This window comes from Gluconobacter aidae, assembly GCF_009547075.1.
In the GTDB taxonomy this organism is placed as follows: Bacteria; Pseudomonadota; Alphaproteobacteria; order Acetobacterales; family Acetobacteraceae; genus Gluconobacter; species Gluconobacter aidae.
The window spans coordinates 166,935-184,891 of the sequence record NZ_WIPH01000001.1 but is presented as its reverse complement, the minus strand read 5'-3'; the positions used below and the strand labels follow the sequence as shown (position 1 = coordinate 184,891).

The window sequence follows — 17,957 nt, the reverse complement described above, 5'->3', positions numbered from 1 at the left end:
TCAGACACCATGCAGCGCAAATCCACCAGACACCGGGCCTTCGATCCCGATCCTGACGCGCCGGAACAGGTCTGCGACCATCCGGGCTGCAACGAACCTGCGGGCTACCGTGCGCCGCGTGGACGTGATGCCCTGCGCTCGTATTTCTGGTTCTGCCTTGAGCATGTCCGCGAGTACAATTCCCGCTGGGACTTCTATCGCGGTATGACGCCGGGCCAGATCGAAGCGCATCTGCGGGCAGACGTCTCATGGCAGCGCCCATCCTGGAAGCTCGGCACCGGCACGGCCAACAAGGCCGAGTTCAACGAGGACGACATCCTCGACCCGCTCGACATTCTCGGCACGACCCGTCACAGCCGGGCCGAGCGGGCGAAAGATGCGGCCCGACAGCGCGCGTCCGCCCAGGCCAGCGGAATCCCCGAGCCCCTGCGCCAGCCGCTTGCGACACTGGATCTGACCTGGCCCGTCTCTTTCGATGACGTGAAAACCCGTTATCGCACCCTCGCCCGCCAGCATCACCCTGACGCGAATATCGGCGATGCGAAATCCGAAGAGCGTTTCAAGGCCATCGGTTCCGCCTATGCCGTGCTGAAAGGCCATTTCACGCGGCAGGGTGATTTCGTTTCCTGAATTTTTAGACTGGAACACAGGACGCCGAGGCTCCATCTTCTCCAGAACGTCCTGATCCAAGAGCCAGAGAAAGCCCAAAAGTCCCATGAGTGATTTCGCGACGATCGATACCCCGGAAGCCGTGACCACCGCTGAAAATGCTGCGGTCCCGACCAGCGTTCTCGGCGCGCCCGATCTCATGGTCTCCTCGGCAGAAGTCTTCGGCATCCGCACGGACATGCAGGTCCCGGCCTATTCCGTGCGCACGGAACATGTCCCCGACATCGACCCGTCCTACAAATTCGACGAGGACACCACACGCGCCATTCTGGCAGGGTTTGCCTTCAACAGGCGCGTCATGGTCCAGGGCTTCCACGGTACCGGAAAGTCCTCCCATATCGAGCAGATCGCCGCGCGCCTGAACTGGCCCTGCGTCCGGATCAATCTCGACAGCCATGTGTCGCGGATCGACCTGATCGGCAAGGACGCGATCGTGCTCAAGGACGGCAAGCAGATCACGGAATTCCGTGAAGGCCTGCTGCCCTGGTGCCTCCAGCATCCCTGCGCCCTGATCTTCGACGAATATGACGCCGGCCGCCCGGATGTGATGTTCGTCATCCAGCGCGTGCTGGAAGCCGAAGGACACCTGACCCTTCTGGACCAGAACCGCGTCATCCGTCCGAACCCCGCTTTCCGCCTGTTCGCCACCGCCAACACGGTGGGTCTGGGTGACACGACCGGTCTGTATCACGGCACCCAGCAGATCAATCAGGGTCAGATGGACCGCTGGAACATTGTCGCAACCCTGAACTATCTGCCGCTGGAGCAGGAAGTCGGCATCGTCACGTCCAAGCTGAAAATCCCCGCAAAGGACAAGGACGCCACGACGCTGGTCGAGCGCATGGTCGCCCTGGCGAACCTCACGCGCTCCGGCTTCATGGCCGGAGACATCTCCACGGTCATGTCCCCGCGCGCCGTCATCGCCTGGGCTGAGAACAACCGCATCTTCAACGACGTGGCATTCTCCTTCCGCCTCACCTTCCTCAACAAATGCGATGAGGCCGAGCGCGGAATCGTGGCTGAATACTACCAGCGCTGCTTCAACGCCTCACCGCTGGCCTGATCCCTTGTCTGCTCCCAAGACTTCCCTCACCGACGAAGAGCGGCAGGAACGCTTCCGTCAGGCCACCATCGCCACCCTGCGCGCCATGGGCGGAGCGCCGGAACAGGGCGTGGATTTTCAGGGTGCCGTCAACGAAAGCCGTCAGAACGCCACCGCTGCCGGCAATGTGGAACTGCCCTATCTGTCGCGCCATATGCACGACTGGGAAATCCGCAAGATCCGGGGGGCCGCCGATTCCGCTGCCCTGCGAATGCGGCATCATGCCCAGAAAGAGACAGGCGCACCGGCTGAACCCGTAGCCCGCCAGGCGTTCGATGCGCTGGAACAGGCCCGTTGCGAAGTCTACGGCTCACGCCACATGGCAGGCGTACGCGCCAATCTGGAACAGCGCGTCGCCCAGCATTGCGCCGAACTGGGCTGCAACCGGATGAAAACGCGCGAGGACATGCCGGCTCCCGTCGCGCTGGATCTCCTTGCCCGAGAAGCCATGAGCGGCCAACCCATGCCTGTTCAGGCCGGCGCGGCTCTGGACGAATGGCGCGCGTCCCTGACGCCCGCCGCAAAAGCCGCGCTTGCCGACATGGCCCGCACCCAGAGCGACCAGACGGCCTTCGCCCGCGCCACAACCCGCTTCCTCGGCGCCTGCAAGCTCACCACTGTCCCCGATGAGGACGAAGAGCAGATGGCACCGTCTGATCTGCCATCCGACGAAGAGGAAACAACGGACAGCGACGCGCCTGAGACAGAAGGTCAGGACCAGCAGGCTCCTGCCGCCACCGAAGAGGAAGAAAACGGCTACCAGCCCGAGAGCGGAGAGACCGGCCTTTCCGGCGAAAGCGAGGCCACGGAATCCGCCGAGATGTCGGAAGACGGCACCGAAGAAGCTGCCGGACCGTCAGACCAGCAGGCCGACACCGGACCTTCCGAAGCCCCCAATACCTACAAGGCGTACACCACCGATTTCGATGAGGAAGTGAACGCGTCCGATCTGTGCGACCCTGACGAACTGGACCGCCTGCGCCAGAAACTCGACCAGCAGATGTCCCAGCTCCATGGCCTGGTCTCACGCCTTGCGCACCGGCTGCAACGCCGCCTCATGGCGCAGCAGCAGCGCCGCTGGGAGTTCGAGCAGGAGGAAGGCATTCTCGACGCCGGGCGCCTGTCGCGGGTCGTGACCAATCCGACCCTTCCGCTATCGTGCAAGCATGAATGCGAGACGAAGTTCCGCGACACGGTCGTCACCCTTCTGATCGACAATTCAGGTTCCATGCGGGGTCGACCGATCGGCACGGCCGCCATCTGCGGCGACATTCTGGCCCGCACGCTCGAACGCTGCGGCGTGAAGGTCGAAGTTCTCGGATTCACGACCCGCCAGTGGAAAGGTGGCCAGAGCCGTGAGCGCTGGCTCAAAAACGGGCGCACGCCCCAGCCGGGACGCCTGAACGATCTGCGCCACATCATCTACAAGGATGCGGACACACCCCTGCGGCGCGCCCGGCGCAATCTGGGCCTGATGCTGCGTGACGGATTATTAAAGGAAAACATCGACGGCGAAGCCCTGCTCTGGGCCTGGAAACGGCTGCGCCGCCGCCCGGAACACCGCCATATCCTGATGGTGATTTCCGATGGCGCGCCGGTCGATGACAGCACGTTCTCCGCCAATCCGCACAACTATCTGGAAGACCATCTGCGCAAGGTGATCGCCCGGATCGAGGCGGATCGCGGGACGGAACTTCTGGCTATCGGTATCGGCCATGACGTCACGCGCTATTACCGCAACAGCGTCACCATCAGTTCCGCCGAAGACCTCGGCGGAACCATGATGGCCCAACTCAGCGCCCTGTTCGCGCCTTCAGGCGCTCGTCGCGCAGCGCAATAACAGCGTCCAGCATCCGGTCGGTATGAACGGTCGTGGTCCGGTGATTGACGATCGCCGCCCGCACCGCCAGCCGGCCATTGATTCTGGTTGTGGACGGCGCGGCGATCCCGCTTTCATGCAGGTCCTGCACCAGTTCCGAGACTTCGGCATCTTCAAGTCCGTCGATCCCGAAGCAGACGATATTCAGCGTCACCGGCGCCAGCAGGACCAGCCCGTCCGTCCGCTCCACACGCCTGGCCAGATCTGCGGCCACGTCACAGCATGTCTCGACCATTTCTCCCATGCGCCCGGCCCCGTAATGGCCCAGCGTCATCCAGACCTTGAGCGCCCGGAAACCGCGTGACAGATCCGGCCCGAAGTCACAGAACCAGGGTGCCCCGGCCGCAAGCCCGCGCTCTTCACGCACGAGGTAATCCAGGGACTGCGCAAAAGCCGCCGCATGTTTGCGACTGTCGCGCACCAGCACGCAGCCCGCGTCATAGGGAACCTGCGCCCATTTATGGAAATCAAAAGCCAGACTGTCTGCTTTCCCGATCCCCGCAAGCTGCGGCTGAAACCGCGCTGAAAGACAGGCCAGCGCCCCGAATGCCGCATCCACATGGAACCAGAGCCCGGCCTCACGGGTGACCGCCTCGATCGCCACCAGATCGTCAATCGCCCCGCAGTCGACGGTTCCGGCCGTGCTCGCAACCATGAACGGCACGAAACCGGCCTTCCTGTCCTTTACGATCATGTTCCGCAAGGCGCTGACATCCATGCGATGATCCGCCAGCACGGGAACACGACGCAGCGCCTCGCTTCCCAGCCCCGCCAGATCAAACGCCCGCGGCAGACAACCATGAGCGGTCGTCGCGGCATAACCCACAAGCCTGCGACCACCGATGCCTTCCTTCCGGATGGACGGATCCTGCGCCCGGCTTGCCGTAATCACGCTGATGAAGTTGGCCATGGACGAGCCCGTTACCAGACAGCCCGAGCCATCCTGCGGCAGGCCGACCATCTGCAGGGCCCAGCGAATAACCTCACGCTCGACCTCAACCGGCGCATGATCGCGCCCGCCACAATTGGCATTCAGGCCACCAGCCAGCATTTCCGCCAGCATCCCGACCGGCGTTCCCGCGCCATGCACCCATCCCATAAAACCGGGATGGGTATTCCCCACACCATAAGGCACGACCAGATCAAGATAACGCCCGTACAGATCGTCGAGGGAATGTCCCTTTTCCGGGAGTCCCTCCTTCAGGGCCTGCCGGGCAGAAGAGGGCATGGGTCTCCAGACGGGCCCCTCTCCCACATGCTCCATGCGGTCAAAGACCTCGTCCAGCATCCGGTGTCCGATGTCGCGAATATTGCGCCAGTCGGTGGGGTCCAGTCCGGCCATGAATTATCCCTTCACCTGAAATCCGTCAGGTGTCTGCGATACAGGCCCTCCCGGTTGATGTCACGTCAGGAAAGAGGCTCAGAACAGGGCGGAATACAGTGACGCACTACTGTCGCTGCTCGAATTGCCGGTAAAGAGGGACAGAATGCTCGTACCGGAGCCGCTCCCGCCATAGAGGGTCAGCATGCTTGCCGGCGTCGTGCTCGTAACGGGATGGATCTGCAGCAGGGCAAGATATTGCTGCGCGAACTGCTGGATTCCCTGCTTCGTGCTGAGTTTGGACAAATCCAGCTTCGATCCAAGCAGACGGACCTGCTGGTCATAATCCAGCGCGCCAAACTGCGTCGTATCAAAACCGGAGACAACCTCAGCCACCTTCAGAAGCTTCGGGTCTGACATCACATTGGCGAGCGTCATGTCTGTCGTGGCCGTCCGGGTGAAATACAGCGCATCCCCCAGACCCGGCGTCTCTGTCTGCAGGCTGTCTTCGTAACTGTTGGTCAGGTAACTCTGCGTGATGCTCTGCACGGTAGCGGAAGATGCCAGAGGCGAGGTCGACCAGTTGGAAAAGGCATTTGCAAACGCCTTCCAGGCCGAATTTCCGCTGGTCTGGGCCAGGGATTTGGACGAGGTCGGATCCTGCGTCATGAGATCCTTGATGACCGCCGTCTGACCGATGACAGAAGACATTCCATAGGCCCCGAGCACCACCGTGAGGGCCTTGTAGTTTTTCAGAAGCTGCTCCGGCGTCTTGATCGACGCGGCATCCTTCTGGAAGGCCGTGACGGCCTGCTGGGCAGAGACGCTTGTTTTTTCCCACCTGTTCGCCGAAGACTCTTCATCCTTGATGATGGAGACATACTGCGGAATGGCGGGCATGGCGGAAATGGAGGAAGACACGCACGTTTCTCCGAAAAAGGAGTAGGTCCGTCACTCTATCTCCCCATTCCCTAATACAGTCTTAACGTCTCTTGTCCTTCTCCACAGTCCGGAACCCCCTCATGTCCACTCGCCTGTCCCTGCTCGCCGCCACTGCCGCGCTTCTGATGCCGGTCATGGCCAGCGCCTCCACCCTGTCCGGTCTGCCGGAATCCTGCTTCACGTATGAAGTTTCCGGTACGAAAACCGCCCCGCATGGTCTGAAGGCAAAAATCATGCACGCGACCCTGACCGGCACCGACATCACGCTCGACATCCGCGGCGTGAGCCTGTCCGATCCGTCCGGTCACGTTGAAAACGCCACCCTGGAGCGTTTTAACGCCGTCGCCGCCTATGCCGCGCTCAGCGCCTTTCGCGGCGGCATCAGTCCCGCCTGCAAGGACCAGGGTCTGACAATCAACAGCAGCGACATCCGCGGCGGCACCCCGCAGGCCACATGGACAGACGTCACGCTGGCCCGCCCCGGTCACGACATGACGATCCGCAAGGCGTCGATCCAGGCGGTCCAGACAACGCCGGACCTGCGTCTTAAGGTTGAGGGTAGCGGCATCCACGACACCAAGCAGCCGCTCATGCCCACGCAGCTTTCGGCAGACCTGACGGTTCAGGGCCTCGACACTGCCCGCCAGCAGATCACGATCAATGCCCTGCATGCCGTTACGGGCAGCAGCGCCGTCGACGGCAGGGGCACCATCGAGCCCGGCGCCACGGCATCCACGTCGGCTGCGGACCTGCATATCGGCGTGACCAATGTTGATACCCTGATCGGCCAGATCCGTGACACAGCCCCCAAGAAAGTCGTGGCCGCGCTCACGATTGCCCGGCTGATGGGCCGTCAGAGCGGGGACGCGACCCTGTGGGACGTCGGACTGAGCGGCGGTGTCGTGACCGTCAACCGTATCCCGCTGCCGTTCTCAGTCCCCTGATTTCGACGCCTCAAGCTTGCGGATCATCTTGCACAGGACCGTCGTGACCTTCTTGGCATAACCGATGCGGGTCGCGTTCGTCATTTCGCGGATGACCGCAAGCTTGTGATCGGGGCGGATTTTCACGCCCGATTCCTTCTTGCGCGTGACCCAGTCGATCAATGCGGCCGGATTGCCGAAACGGTTGCGGCGGAACTGGATCACCATGCCCTTCGGCCCGGTCTCCAGACGCTCCACCCCGGCCTCACGGCACAGACGCTTGATCAGAACCACATCTAGCAGATTGCCCACTTCAGGCGGGAGCGACCCGAAACGGTCCACCAGTTCCGCCCGCATCGCTTCGACTTCGGCCTCGTTCGTCAGCGATGCAATGCGCCGGTACAGCCCCAGACGAACCGGCAGATCCGGCACATAGGTTTCGGGGATCAGCACCGGCAGGCCCAGAATGATGGTCGGAGTCCAGCTGTCTTCTTCCTCCAGGCGTTTGCCGCGCTCGCGACGCATGTCGATTACGGCGTCTTCCAGCATCTGCTGATAGAGTTCGATCCCGACTTCCTTGATATGCCCGGACTGCTCATCCCCCAACAGGTTACCCGCGCCACGCAGATCCAGATCGTGGGACGCCAGCGTGAACCCGGCCCCGAGCGAGTCCAGCGTCTGCATGACCTCAAGCCGCTTTTCCGATGATGCCGAGAGCGGGCGCGTCTGCGGCCAGGTCAGATAGGCATAACCGCGCTGCTTGCCACGCCCCACGCGCCCGCGAAGCTGATAAAGCTGCCCCAGACCGAACATATCCGCGCGGTGGATGATGATCGTATTCACGCTGGGCATGTCCAGCCCGCTTTCCACGATATTGGTGGAGAGCAGGATGTCGTATTTCCCGTCCGCGAACTCCGTCATGACCCGTTCGAGTTCGGTCGGCGTCAGACGGCCATGCGCCTGTACGGTCCTGGCGTCCGGCACGATTTCCGCCAGACGCTCGGCCATTCTGTCCATATCCGCCAGACGTGGTACGACACAGAAGACCTGACCGCCACGGAACCGCTCACGCTGGATCGCCTCACGGATCATAACGCTGTCGAACGGCGTGATGAATGTGCGCACCGCCAGACGGTCTGTCGGCGGGGTTGCGATCAGGCTCATTTCCCGCACGCCGGACAGCGAAAGCTGAAGCGTTCTGGGCAGCGGTGTGGCCGACAAAGTCAGGACATGCACATCCTCCCGCAGTGCCTTCAGACGCTCCTTGTGCGCCACGCCGAAATGCTGTTCTTCGTCGATAATCAGCAGACCCAGGCGATCAAACGCGACACTCTTGGCCAGCAGCGCATGAGTGCCGACAACAATATCGACCGTACCGTTCGCCATGCCTTCGCGGACCTTCGTGGCCTCCTTGGGCGTTACAAGGCGCGAAAGCTGCACCACATTGACCGGAAAGCCTTCGAAACGTGCCGTGAAGCTTCGGAAATGCTGGCGGGCGAGCAGCGTCGTCGGCACCACGACCGCGACCTGCATGCCCGAAAGCGCTGCCACGAACGCCGCCCGCAGGGCGACTTCCGTCTTGCCGAAACCAACATCGCCGCAGACCAGTCGATCCATCGGGCGCCCGGCGCTCATGTCTTCCAGAACGTCGGCAATCGCGCGGGACTGGTCTTCGGTCTCCACGAACGGGAAGCGTGCGCAAAACTCGTCCCACAGCCCCTCGGCCGGTGCGAGCATTGGCGCATCCTTCATGGCCCGGGCCGCGGCCGTCTTGATCAGCTCACCCGCCATCACGCGGATGCGGGACTTCATTTTGGCCTTGCGCGCCTGCCACGCCGTCCCGCCCAGCTTGTCGAGCTGAACACCCGCCTGCTCGGAACCGAAACGGCTCAGAAGTTCGATATTCTCGACCGGCAGGAGAAGTCGCTGTTCTCCGTCATAGAGGATCGACAGATAGTCATGCGCGACCCGGCCTTCGACGACCGTCTCAAGCCCGACATAGCGCCCGATCCCGTAATCGGAATGAACGACCAGATCCCCTTCCGCGATCTCGCCGACCTGCGAGATGAACTGCTCTCCACGCTTGCGGCGGCGCGGCGGTCGGGAGATCCGCTCACCCAGAAGATCCTGCTCGGAGACGAAACACAGACGGTCCGAAACGAACCCGCGCTCCAGACCCAGCGTCAGCAGACCGGTCGTGCCCTTCGGCATTCCCGCCGCAGCCGGCCAGTCCTCATAGGACGTCGCCGTGACACCATGCTCGGCCAGAAGGTGCGAAATCCGCTCCCGCGAGCCACGGCTCCAGGCCGTGACATAGGTCCTGCGTCCTGCCTCGGCCCAGGTTTTCACCTGCTGTCCGAAGGCTTCGAACATCCCGGCCCGACTGCCATCCTTGGCGCGCGCGAACAGCGGTCCGGGGCGATAGCCTGCGTCCACGCCCTGAGCTGTATCCGGCATGGCGAATGCGTTCAGAATGACGGACGGGACATCCGCCAGCATCGACTCCCAGCCGTGAGCATCCAGATACAGCCGGTGCGGCGGCAGCGGACGGTATGGAATCTCGCCCTCGCGCGTCGGGACACGGCGGGCCTGATAATGATCGGCGATCATATCCAGCCGCGCTTTCAGGATCTCCGGTGCGTGCTGGTCAAAACTGACCGCACCACCCGGCAGATAATCCAGCAGCGTCTCCATCTGGTGCCCGTCCCCGTCATGGAACAGCGGCAGATAATGCTCCAGCCCAGGATACCGTCGACCGTCAGAGACATTCTCGTAAATCGTATCGGATGTTGCGGCAGGACCGAACGAATCGCGCCAGCCGGTGCGGAAGCGGCTGATACTGTCGGGCCCCAGAGAGAACTCGGACACCGGGCGCAGCTCGAAGCACTTCAAGGTCTCGGTGGAACGCTGCGTACCGACATCGAACGCACGGATGTTCTCGACCTCGTCCCCGAACAGATCCAGCCGGATCGGATCGCTTTCGCCAGCCGGGAACAGGTCGAAAATCCCGCCCCGTGTCGCGAACTCGCCCGCTTCCATGACCGTATCGGTGCGCGTATAGCCATTGGCGACCAGCAGTTCGATCAGCATGGCCTGATCGAGGCTCTCCCCCGTCTGCACGCTGATGGACTGCCCGCGGAACGCCGAGCGCGGAGGCACGCGCTGCACCAGACTGTGCACGGTCGTCAGAACAATGCGGCGTGCCTTTGTGGTCTCCAGCAGCCGGCAAAGCGTCCCGGCCCGTTCGGCAATCAGAACCGGATTGGGTGAAACGCGGTCGTAAGGCAGGCAGTCCCAGGCTGGCAGACGCAGAACCTCCACTTCCGGCATGAGCCAGGCCAGCATGTCGGCCAGCGCGGCCACGGCGGCGTCATCGCGCGCAACATGCAGCAGAGGTCCGTCATGCTCGGCGAGGCGCTGACGGAGAAGAAAGGCCACACTGCCATCCGGCACGCCCCAGACGGTCGGTCCGAAAGACCTGCCGAAGGACGTTGTGGACATTTCACGGGTCATGGTTTCGTTTTGTTCCATCCTGCTCATGCCCTATACCTGCCGTTCCATCGCCTGTCAGCCCGAGGAGCACGGGAAGCGCCCGTTGTCACGATGCCGTCCGAACCGTCCCCGCCCCCTGCCGCCGCCCGTTCCGAATCAGAGCATGTGCTCGCGCCGCTTTTCGCGCCGCTGACGAGCCTGCCCGGAATCGGTCCACGGCACGCCAGCCTGCTGGAAAAGATCGCGGGAGGGCGACGCGTGCTGGACCTGCTGTTCACCCTGCCCGAACGGGTGGTTGACCGGCGCATTCTGCGCACAGTTGCGGACGGACACAATCTCGCCCCCGGCGAAATCCTGACGGCCCATGTCCGGGTCGTGGCCCTGCGCAAGGCCGGGCGCCCCGGACAACCCTCCATCATCCGTACCGAAGATGACACCGGAAAGCTCGATCTGGTCTTTTTCCAGACGCGCAACATGCCCAACCCGAGCGTGGGTGCCGAACTTCTCGTCTCCGGCAAGACCGGCAGCTTTCAGGGAGAACTGACGATGCCACAGCCCGATCATGTCGTGAGCTGGGCCAAACGTGACAGCTTTCCCTCGCTCGAACCCGTCTGGCCCCTGACGGCCGGACTGTTTCCCTATACGGTCCGCAAGGCCATGCGTGCCGCGCTGGCGCTTCTGCCCGATCTCCCGGAATGGCTGGACCCCGCCCTCGTCACCCAGCGCAGATGGCCGTCCTTCACGCAGGCCCTGCGGCTGATGCAGTCCCCCGAGATCATTCCACCGGAAATCGCCTGGGAACCTGTCCGCAACCGCGCCCTGTCCCGTCTTGCAGCCGATGAACTGCTGGCCGATCAGCTCTGCTTCGGTCTCGCCCGCCTCAAGGCCCGTGAGAGACACGGACGCAGTTTCCCCGGCACCGGCGAACTCCAGGCCGAAATGCTGCGCCGCTTCGGCCACAAACCCACCCACGCGCAGACCATCGCCATTGCGGAAATTGCTGCCGATCTTTCGGCGTCAACACCCATGATGCGTCTGCTTCAGGGCGATGTCGGCGCGGGTAAGACCTTTGTCGCCATGAACGCCATGCTCCAGACTGTCGAATCCGGCGCGCAGGCTGCCCTCATGGCGCCCACCGAAATCCTCGCCCGACAGCATTTCGAGACTCTCTCCCGCCTTTGCCCGACGGAATGCGTCTATCTGAGCGGAACCATCAAAGGAGCAGCCCGGCGCAAGGTACTTGCGGCCATCGCGGACGGGACTGCAAAGATCGTCGTCGGTACCCATGCCCTGTTTCAGGATGGCGTGACGTTCCATGATCTCGGCCTCGCCGTCATCGATGAGCAGCACCGATTCGGCGTCCGCCAGCGCATGACCCTGAGCGCCAAGGGCGAGGCGACCGACATTCTCGTCATGACGGCCACGCCCATTCCCCGCACGCTCCAACTCATGGAATGGGGCGAGATGAGCGTCAGCCGTCTGGACTCGAAACCGCCGGGACGCCAGCCGATCCGCACGACCCTGCACAGCATGGATTCGCTCGACAGCGTACTCGCCGGTATCAGCCGTGCCCTGCGCGATGGTGTGCAGGTCTTCTGGGTCTGCCCCCTCATCGAAAACAGCGAGACACAGGCCGCGGCCGCAGCGGAAGAGCGCTGGGCTTCGCTGGAACAGCGCTTTGAAGGAATCGTCGGCCTCGCCCACGGCAAGCAGGACATCACCGTCCGTCAGGAGGCATTGGACACGTTCCGCCTGGGCAAAACGCGCCTTCTCGTCGCTACCACCGTCATCGAAGTGGGCGTGGACATCCCCGCGGCTTCCGTCATGGTCATCGAACAGGCCGAGCGCTTTGGTCTGGCACAGCTTCACCAGCTTCGCGGGCGCGTCGGGCGGGGCTCGAAACAGTCCTTCTGTTTGCTGCTTCATGACCGTGCTGCCACACCCACCGCTGTCCGGCGTCTCAGCCTGCTGCGCGACACCAATGACGGCTTTCTGATCGCCGACGAGGATTACAGGATCCGCGGCGGCGGCGACATCGCAGGAGACCGGCAGTCCGGCCTCCCCGGCTTCCGACTGGCGCAGGGCGCGCGCCTCAGTCTGCTGCTGACCGCCATGCAGCAGGACAGCGAGCGTGAAATCGCTCGCAATCCACGCCTGAATGCCCCCCGGGGCCACGCACTCAGACTTCTACTGGAAATATTTGACCGGAATGATACGGACAGACTTCTGATTTCCGGTTAGACAGACAAGCTCGCGCGGATATAATGTCGCCACTTTATCAATAATGCATTCAACTGAATTTCATGGAGTACACACGTGATGAGCAGTCCTGCCAGAGACGCTCAGAAAGAGATTTCACACGAATATTCTGGCAACTCCTCGGACCGCCGATCCTTTCTCTTTCGTCTTCTTCTTCCCGCGACAGGCGGGTCGGCAGTCGCGTTGCTGGATCTCTCGGCCAGCGGCATCCCGAGTATCCTGCAATCCGTCGGTCCTCTTCCATCCGGACTGCAGAAAGCCTCTACGGGAGAGATCATTCTTTCATCGGAACAGGCACGGACTGGGGAAGAGCCTTTTTTCTGTTCCCTGCCCGATAAGTTCTCCCTGATCGGATGCCCCCTCCCCATCAGTTCGGATGAGGGGAAGCGCGGACGGTTTCTCGTCGCCTTCTGTCCCTCGGGCGGGAGTTTCTCTGCCACGGCTGGCCGCGTCCTGCAGGACGTGGCAGCCGAGCTAGCCAACGGATCCGCGGGACATGCGGGAAAATCCGCCCTGCCCGACCGGGAGGAAAGCCTCCGCGTCCTGCATCAGTTCATGGAACGTACGGGAAGCCTCTCACGCCGCGCCGTCTTCAGCCTGATCCATCTCACTCTGGATCATCTCTCGCTGATCAACGACCGCTATGGATGGGACACGGCCGACCTGATCCTTGCGGAAATGATCCGCCGTCTCAGATCCGTTCTACCGGAAGGCTGCTTCCTGAGTGCGATCGGTGGCGGCCATTTCATGGTCCTGACACCGCCCGGCACCACGGCTGTCACGACACGATCCCTGGTCCAGACGATCCTGCAGATCTCCAGAACCCCCGTGTTGCTGGATATGGGTGCCATTCCGTTCTCAGTCTCGGCAGGATGGAGCATGTATCCGCAGGATGCGGAGAATGCGAACCAGCTCATCCTCGCCGCCCGCGCCGCCCTGACCGAAGCCAATCGTACCGGCGGCGGCCATGAGCGCCGCGCCAGTGCGGAACTCACCAAGACCTATGCCATCACCTCGAACCTCGAGAAGGACCTGCTCAAAGCCGTCGAAGACAATGCCCTTTTTCTGAAATGGATGCCCATTGTGGATACGGCATCCCAGAAGATCATCGGGCATGAGGCACTTCTGCGCTGGAGCCGACCCGGTCATGGCGAAGTCGCTCCCCATCTCTTCATCCGCTATGCCGAGGAAGTCGGCATGATCGAGGCACTCGACAGCTGGAGCCTGCGCAACGCCTGTCTGGCCGCCCTGCGCTGGTCGATTCCGCTGCGGGTTTGCGTGAATGTCTCGCCGGTCTGGCTGGTTAATGAGCGACTTGCCCCGCTCGTCGATACCGTCCTGACCGAAACCGGGCTTCCGCCCGGACGCCTGCAGATCGAACTGTCCGAATGCAGACCCTTCGGTCCTTCCGATATCGCCTTTCGCGAACTCTCCCGCGTCCGCGCGCTGGGTGTGCGCCTTGCCATCGACGATTTCGGGGCCGGCTATTCCTCCCTGGAAAGACTTCGCATCTATCCGCTGGACCAGATCAAACTCGACCGCGCCTTCGTCCAGTATCTGGGCGAAAACATGCGCGCCGACGAGATCATGTACGCCATTCTCTCCCTTGCCCGCTCCCTGAACATCACCTGCTGTGCAAAAGGCGTTGAAACAGAGCACCAGATGGCGCTCCTCGATGCCAATGGCTGCGAGGAAGTCCAGGGTTACCTGCTGGGGGCTCCCGTCCGGGACAGCCACGTCCCGCATCTCGCCCGGGCATGAAAAAAGACCGCTTCCCGTAAGGAAAGCGGTCTTTATCAGTCCTTGCTCCGGAAACGTCAGAACTTGACCGAGAGCTTGAGCGATCCGTAGTTGAAGAGACCCGCTTTCTGCGTCTCGAACTGCGCCGTCTGCCAGTTCTGGCTGTAGGACAGACGTACGCCGTGCCACATCACGGCAACACCGGCATGGATCTCACCCACATCCCAGACCTTCCCGACATGGGGCGCATTGGGGCGGACCGTACTGCCCTGAAGCGTCACGTCATAACCCACCGCCTGGCCTTCAACACCGCCATAGAAATACCAGGCAAAAGGACGGGTCGCGCGGAACGCATCCGTGCCGTCGAGTCCCGGTCCGATGGTTGCATTGCCGAAGTCACTGTCCAGACCCTGACCGATGCGGAACGTCGTCGCCACATCCGCGTAGGTTCGGTAATCACCCGCCGCACCCGAGATCGCCGGCAGCACGTCGGCATGAATGCCATAGACATTCAGGACAGGCACGCGCCAGATCCGGCCGGCCTGAACCTGAAAGATCGGCTGATTCGCGAGCTGGTGTGACCAGCCCGTGCTCGGCGTATCGCTGATGGCCTTGTGAAAGCCGTTCTGGACCTGCCGCCCGAGTCCCGACGGACCAAGCATGCCGAACTGGATTCCCATTACGGTCCGGGAAAGATCCGTATCGTTGATGAGGTTCACGGTTCCCAGCAGCAGTCCGGCATAAGGGCGGTCACCCTGCGGCGGATTATCAGCCTGGGTGTCACGTGGCGTATCGATGATCTGCTGCAGGCCAATGCTGATACGCTGTACGCCATCACCCATCAGGATGTGGTTCAGCTTCGCGATAGGCCGCGGAAGATTGTCCGTTCCCGATGTCCAGTTGATGCGCAGACCAGACGTATAATACTGATCCGACGTCCCTTTCAGCGTGGAGATCGCGTCATTCTCACCCTGGACGGTCCAGGTTCCGTACGGATCCTGCAACGGCGTGGCCATGGCGGTGGAAGACAGCGCCAGCACGGCAGTGGCTCCAATGGAAAAAGTCAGTCGGCTTCGCATGGGCACCTCTGTTACGCGCTGGGTCGGGAACCACCAAATACTGGGTCCAAATACTGGGTAACGTGTGTATGTCATTTTCACGACCGGAATCAAAGTGTCGACGGGTCTCATCCCAATCTTAAAATTAGCGCGAGTTATGTTTCAGCCCCATATTCCCTGTGGCAGAGAAGGAAAAAAGCGTGCTAGGAATTACCACAGGAGAGAAACAGCGTCGTTTTTTTCCAAATTTTTGAAATTACGTCACGGCAGGGCCCGCCCTATCATGACACCCCAGTCTCGGGATTAGACCGTTGAGAAACAACAGAACCGACCGCAGCAGCTTCAACTCACCTCGCCGCGGCGGGTTTGACGACACATACTCGTCCCAGCCGTCCTATGGCGACCGTGGAGGCTTTGGTGGTGGAAATGGTGGTGGCGGCTACGGCGCGCCCCGTCGTAACAGCTTCGTCGCAGCTTCAGGCCCGGAAATCAGCTCCCGCGTGAAGTGGTTCAACACCGAGAAGGGTTTCGGTTTCGTTGAACTGTCCGATGGCTCGGGCGACATCTTCCTGCACGCCAACGCCCTCACCAATGCTGGTGTCAGCAACGTGAACCCGGGCGCGACCGTTGTGGTCCGCATCGGCCAGGGTCCGAAGGGCCGTCAGGTCGCTGAAGTCCTCTCCGTTGACGAGAGCACGGCAGAAGCACCGCGTCCCCGCGCTGCTTTCGGTGACCAGCCCCGCTTCGGTGGTGCACGTCCGGGCCGTCCGGCTCCGGACCTGTCCCGCGCTGAAGACATGCGTGGCACGGTCAAGTGGTACAACGCCACGAAGGGCTTCGGCTTCATCACGCCGGAATCCGGTGGCAAGGACATCTTCGTTCACGCCTCCGCTCTCGAGCGTTCGGGCCTGCCGACGCTTGACGAAGGCCAGACGATCAACGTCAAGGTTGTTCAGGGCCAGAAGGGTCCGGAAGCTGCTGAAATCAGCGCTGACTGAATGACCCGGACTTCGGTCTGAGTAGAAAAAGCCGCTGCCAGCTTCTGCTGCAGCGGCTTTTTTCATGCCGGCATTTCGGCCCCGGACAATAAAAAAGGCCGGAAGAATCCGACCTTTTCAATCCTCATTCCCAGAGCACACCGGCTCAGTAGTCCTTGCCACTGCTCCGGACCAGTCGCGCCTTGTCCCGCTTCCAGTCACGCTCGGCAATGGCATGCCGCTTGTCTTCCTTGCGGCGTCCCTGGCCGAGGCCCAGCGTCACTTTCGCCATGCCACGGGCGTTGAAATGAATATCAAGCGGCACCAGACTGGCGCCCGCACGGCTGACAGCACCCAGAAAATGCGCGATCTGCTTGCGATGCATCAGCAGCTTGCGCGGAGCACGTGGCTCAAACCGGGAGAGAACGCCTCCCTGATATTCCGGAATATAGGAGTTGAAGAGCCAGATCTCGCCGTCCCGCTCGGCAGCATAGGCTTCCGTAATCGTCGCCCGACCGAGGCGCAGGCTTTTCACTTCCGGCCCTTTCAGGACGATTCCGGCTTCGGTCGTTTCCAGAATCGTATAGTCAAACCGGCCCTTGCGGTTCTGTGCGGCCATGCCATGGGAAATCATGCCGCTCTTGGTTTTCTTTCCGGCCATAGCTGTGATCAGTCCAGAAGTTCAAGCGAGCGCAGGGCCGCATCGATGGCCCGACGCGTCTCTTCCTGCGGCTCTACGAGGGGCAGTCGCAACGTCGGATTGCATAGCCCAAGTCTGGACAGAGCGTATTTTACCGGACCAGGGTTGCTTTCCAGGAACATGGCGTCATGCAGCGGTGTCAGGTGATCCTGAATGGCGATTGCATCCTCGACCCGCCCTTCCTGCCAGGCCAGATGCATGTCCGCGCACAGATGCGGCACAACATTGGACGTCACGCCGATACATCCGTCGCCACCTGCGGCAAGAAAGGACAGGACACTGTTATCGTCACCGGAAAGCTGGTTGAACGGCTTGTCCACGGCACGACGCACCGCGATCGGGCGGGCCATATTGGCAGTAGCATCCTTGGTACCGACGATATTGGGGTGTTCGCACAGACGCGCCATGGTCGCTATCGAGATGTCCACGACTGAGCGGCCGGGGATGCAGTACAGGAACATCGGCAGAGGTGTCGCATCCGCAATCGTCATGAAATGGCGGTACAGCCCTTCCTGCGACGGCTTGTTGTAATACGGCACAACCACGAGCAAACTGTCTGCCCCGACGGAATGGGCATGCTTTGCCATAAGAACGGCTTCAGACGTGCTGTTGGAACCCGCACCCGCCATGACGCGCACGCGACCATTCGCCGTCTCGACACAATGCGCCACAACGCGACCATGTTCTTCATGCGACAGCGTCGGGCTTTCGCCTGTTGTGCCGGCCGGGATCAGTGCCGTAGTGCCCGCTTCGATCTGACGCTCGATCAGCTTTGCCGAAACGTCGAAATCGATCCGTCCGTCCGTATGCATCGGAGTGACCAGAGCCGTCAGCGACCCCTGATACATGCTCGTGTCAGCCATTGTTCCGCCTTCTGTCATGGGCTCTGCCTGTC

13 protein-coding genes are annotated in these 17,957 nt (G+C 62.0%); 7 read left to right on the top strand and 6 right to left on the bottom strand.

All coding sequences use genetic code 11. The features are described from left to right. The first annotated feature begins 9 nt into the window (after positions 1–9). The 3 genes from GFJ39_RS00870 (at position 10) to GFJ39_RS00860 (ending at position 3,611) form a co-directional block, all read left to right on the top strand. A complete protein-coding gene (locus GFJ39_RS00870; protein ID WP_153429136.1) occupies positions 10–630 on the top strand; it encodes a DnaJ domain-containing protein in 621 nt (206 codons plus the stop codon). Between the two features lie 85 nt (positions 631–715). After that, positions 716–1,732 carry a cobaltochelatase subunit CobS gene (cobS, locus tag GFJ39_RS00865; RefSeq protein ID WP_153429135.1) on the top strand — a complete coding sequence of 339 codons (1,017 nt, stop codon included), beginning with the start codon at positions 716–718 and terminating at the stop codon, positions 1,730–1,732. 4 nt (positions 1,733–1,736) lie between these two features. Next, a complete protein-coding gene (locus GFJ39_RS00860) occupies positions 1,737–3,611 on the top strand; it encodes a cobaltochelatase CobT-related protein (RefSeq protein WP_153429134.1) in 1,875 nt (624 codons plus the stop codon). On the opposite strand, the gene GFJ39_RS00855 is transcribed toward GFJ39_RS00860, so the two are convergent. Continuing rightward, positions 3,565–4,992, bottom strand: a complete 1,428-nt coding sequence (locus tag GFJ39_RS00855) for a pyridoxal phosphate-dependent decarboxylase family protein (RefSeq protein WP_153429133.1) — start codon at positions 4,990–4,992, stop codon at positions 3,565–3,567. The two genes, GFJ39_RS00860 and GFJ39_RS00855, sit on opposite strands and share 47 nt — an antisense overlap. Positions 4,993–5,070: 78 nt before the next feature. After that, on the bottom strand, positions 5,071–5,892 hold the full coding sequence (locus tag GFJ39_RS00850) for a DUF1217 domain-containing protein (protein ID WP_325062760.1): 822 nt from the start codon (positions 5,890–5,892) through the stop codon (positions 5,071–5,073). 101 nt (positions 5,893–5,993) lie between these two features. On the opposite strand from GFJ39_RS00850, the gene GFJ39_RS00845 reads away from it, so the two are divergent. Continuing rightward, on the top strand, positions 5,994–6,857 hold the full coding sequence (locus GFJ39_RS00845) for a DUF2125 domain-containing protein (RefSeq protein ID WP_153429132.1): 864 nt from the start codon (positions 5,994–5,996) through the stop codon (positions 6,855–6,857). Here the strand turns inward: GFJ39_RS00845 and mfd are convergent. After that, positions 6,846–10,367 (bottom strand): transcription-repair coupling factor, encoded by a 3,522-nt coding sequence (gene mfd / locus GFJ39_RS00840; RefSeq protein ID WP_153429194.1) that lies wholly within the window; start codon positions 10,365–10,367, stop codon positions 6,846–6,848. The two genes, GFJ39_RS00845 and mfd, sit on opposite strands and share 12 nt — an antisense overlap. 72 nt (positions 10,368–10,439) lie before the next feature. Here mfd and recG point away from each other — a divergent pair, with 72 nt between their 5' ends. Further along, positions 10,440–12,569, top strand: coding sequence for an ATP-dependent DNA helicase RecG (recG, locus tag GFJ39_RS00835; RefSeq protein WP_153429193.1), 2,130 nt, complete (start codon positions 10,440–10,442; stop codon positions 12,567–12,569). 78 nt (positions 12,570–12,647) lie between these two features. Further along, positions 12,648–14,348 carry a putative bifunctional diguanylate cyclase/phosphodiesterase gene (locus tag GFJ39_RS00830; RefSeq protein ID WP_153429131.1) on the top strand — a complete coding sequence of 567 codons (1,701 nt, stop codon included), beginning with the start codon at positions 12,648–12,650 and terminating at the stop codon, positions 14,346–14,348. A 56-nt stretch (positions 14,349–14,404) separates the two neighbouring features. On the opposite strand, the gene GFJ39_RS00825 is transcribed toward GFJ39_RS00830, so the two are convergent. Beyond that, positions 14,405–15,406 carry a lipid A deacylase LpxR family protein gene (locus tag GFJ39_RS00825; RefSeq protein WP_153429130.1) on the bottom strand — a complete coding sequence of 334 codons (1,002 nt, stop codon included), beginning with the start codon at positions 15,404–15,406 and terminating at the stop codon, positions 14,405–14,407. A gap of 290 nt (positions 15,407–15,696) precedes the next feature. On the opposite strand from GFJ39_RS00825, the gene GFJ39_RS14475 reads away from it, so the two are divergent. Beyond that, the gene (locus GFJ39_RS14475) at positions 15,697–16,383 is read left to right on the top strand and encodes a cold-shock protein (protein WP_011251660.1); all 687 of its coding nucleotides are present in this window, start codon (positions 15,697–15,699) and stop codon (positions 16,381–16,383) included. A gap of 145 nt (positions 16,384–16,528) precedes the next feature. On the opposite strand, the gene smpB is transcribed toward GFJ39_RS14475, so the two are convergent. Both smpB and dapA read right to left on the bottom strand, forming a co-directional pair. Then, entirely contained in the window at positions 16,529–17,023 is a 495-nt protein-coding gene (smpB, locus tag GFJ39_RS00815) for an SsrA-binding protein SmpB (RefSeq protein WP_011251661.1), read from the bottom strand. Positions 17,024–17,031: 8 nt separating this feature from the next. Next, positions 17,032–17,925 carry a 4-hydroxy-tetrahydrodipicolinate synthase gene (gene dapA / locus GFJ39_RS00810; protein WP_153429129.1) on the bottom strand — a complete coding sequence of 298 codons (894 nt, stop codon included), beginning with the start codon at positions 17,923–17,925 and terminating at the stop codon, positions 17,032–17,034. Positions 17,926–17,957 lie beyond the last annotated feature (32 nt).

What these genes read in the sequence shown, in the direction of transcription:
- GFJ39_RS00870 (WP_153429136.1), top strand. Translation starts at nt 10, where the DNA reads ATGCAGCGCAAATCCACCAGACACCGGGCCTTCGATCCCGATCCTGAC.
- cobS (WP_153429135.1), top strand. Translation starts at nt 716, where the DNA reads ATGAGTGATTTCGCGACGATCGATACCCCGGAAGCCGTGACCACCGCT.
- GFJ39_RS00855 (WP_153429133.1), bottom strand. Translation starts at nt 4,992, where the DNA reads ATGGCCGGACTGGACCCCACCGACTGGCGCAATATTCGCGACATCGGA.
- GFJ39_RS00845 (WP_153429132.1), top strand. Translation starts at nt 5,994, where the DNA reads ATGTCCACTCGCCTGTCCCTGCTCGCCGCCACTGCCGCGCTTCTGATG.
- mfd (WP_153429194.1), bottom strand. Translation starts at nt 10,367, where the DNA reads ATGGAACAAAACGAAACCATGACCCGTGAAATGTCCACAACGTCCTTC.
- recG (WP_153429193.1), top strand. Translation starts at nt 10,440, where the DNA reads ATGCCGTCCGAACCGTCCCCGCCCCCTGCCGCCGCCCGTTCCGAATCA.
- GFJ39_RS00830 (WP_153429131.1), top strand. Translation starts at nt 12,648, where the DNA reads ATGAGCAGTCCTGCCAGAGACGCTCAGAAAGAGATTTCACACGAATAT.
- GFJ39_RS00825 (WP_153429130.1), bottom strand. Translation starts at nt 15,406, where the DNA reads ATGCGAAGCCGACTGACTTTTTCCATTGGAGCCACTGCCGTGCTGGCG.
- smpB (WP_011251661.1), bottom strand. Translation starts at nt 17,023, where the DNA reads ATGGCCGGAAAGAAAACCAAGAGCGGCATGATTTCCCATGGCATGGCC.
- dapA (WP_153429129.1), bottom strand. Translation starts at nt 17,925, where the DNA reads ATGGCTGACACGAGCATGTATCAGGGGTCGCTGACGGCTCTGGTCACT.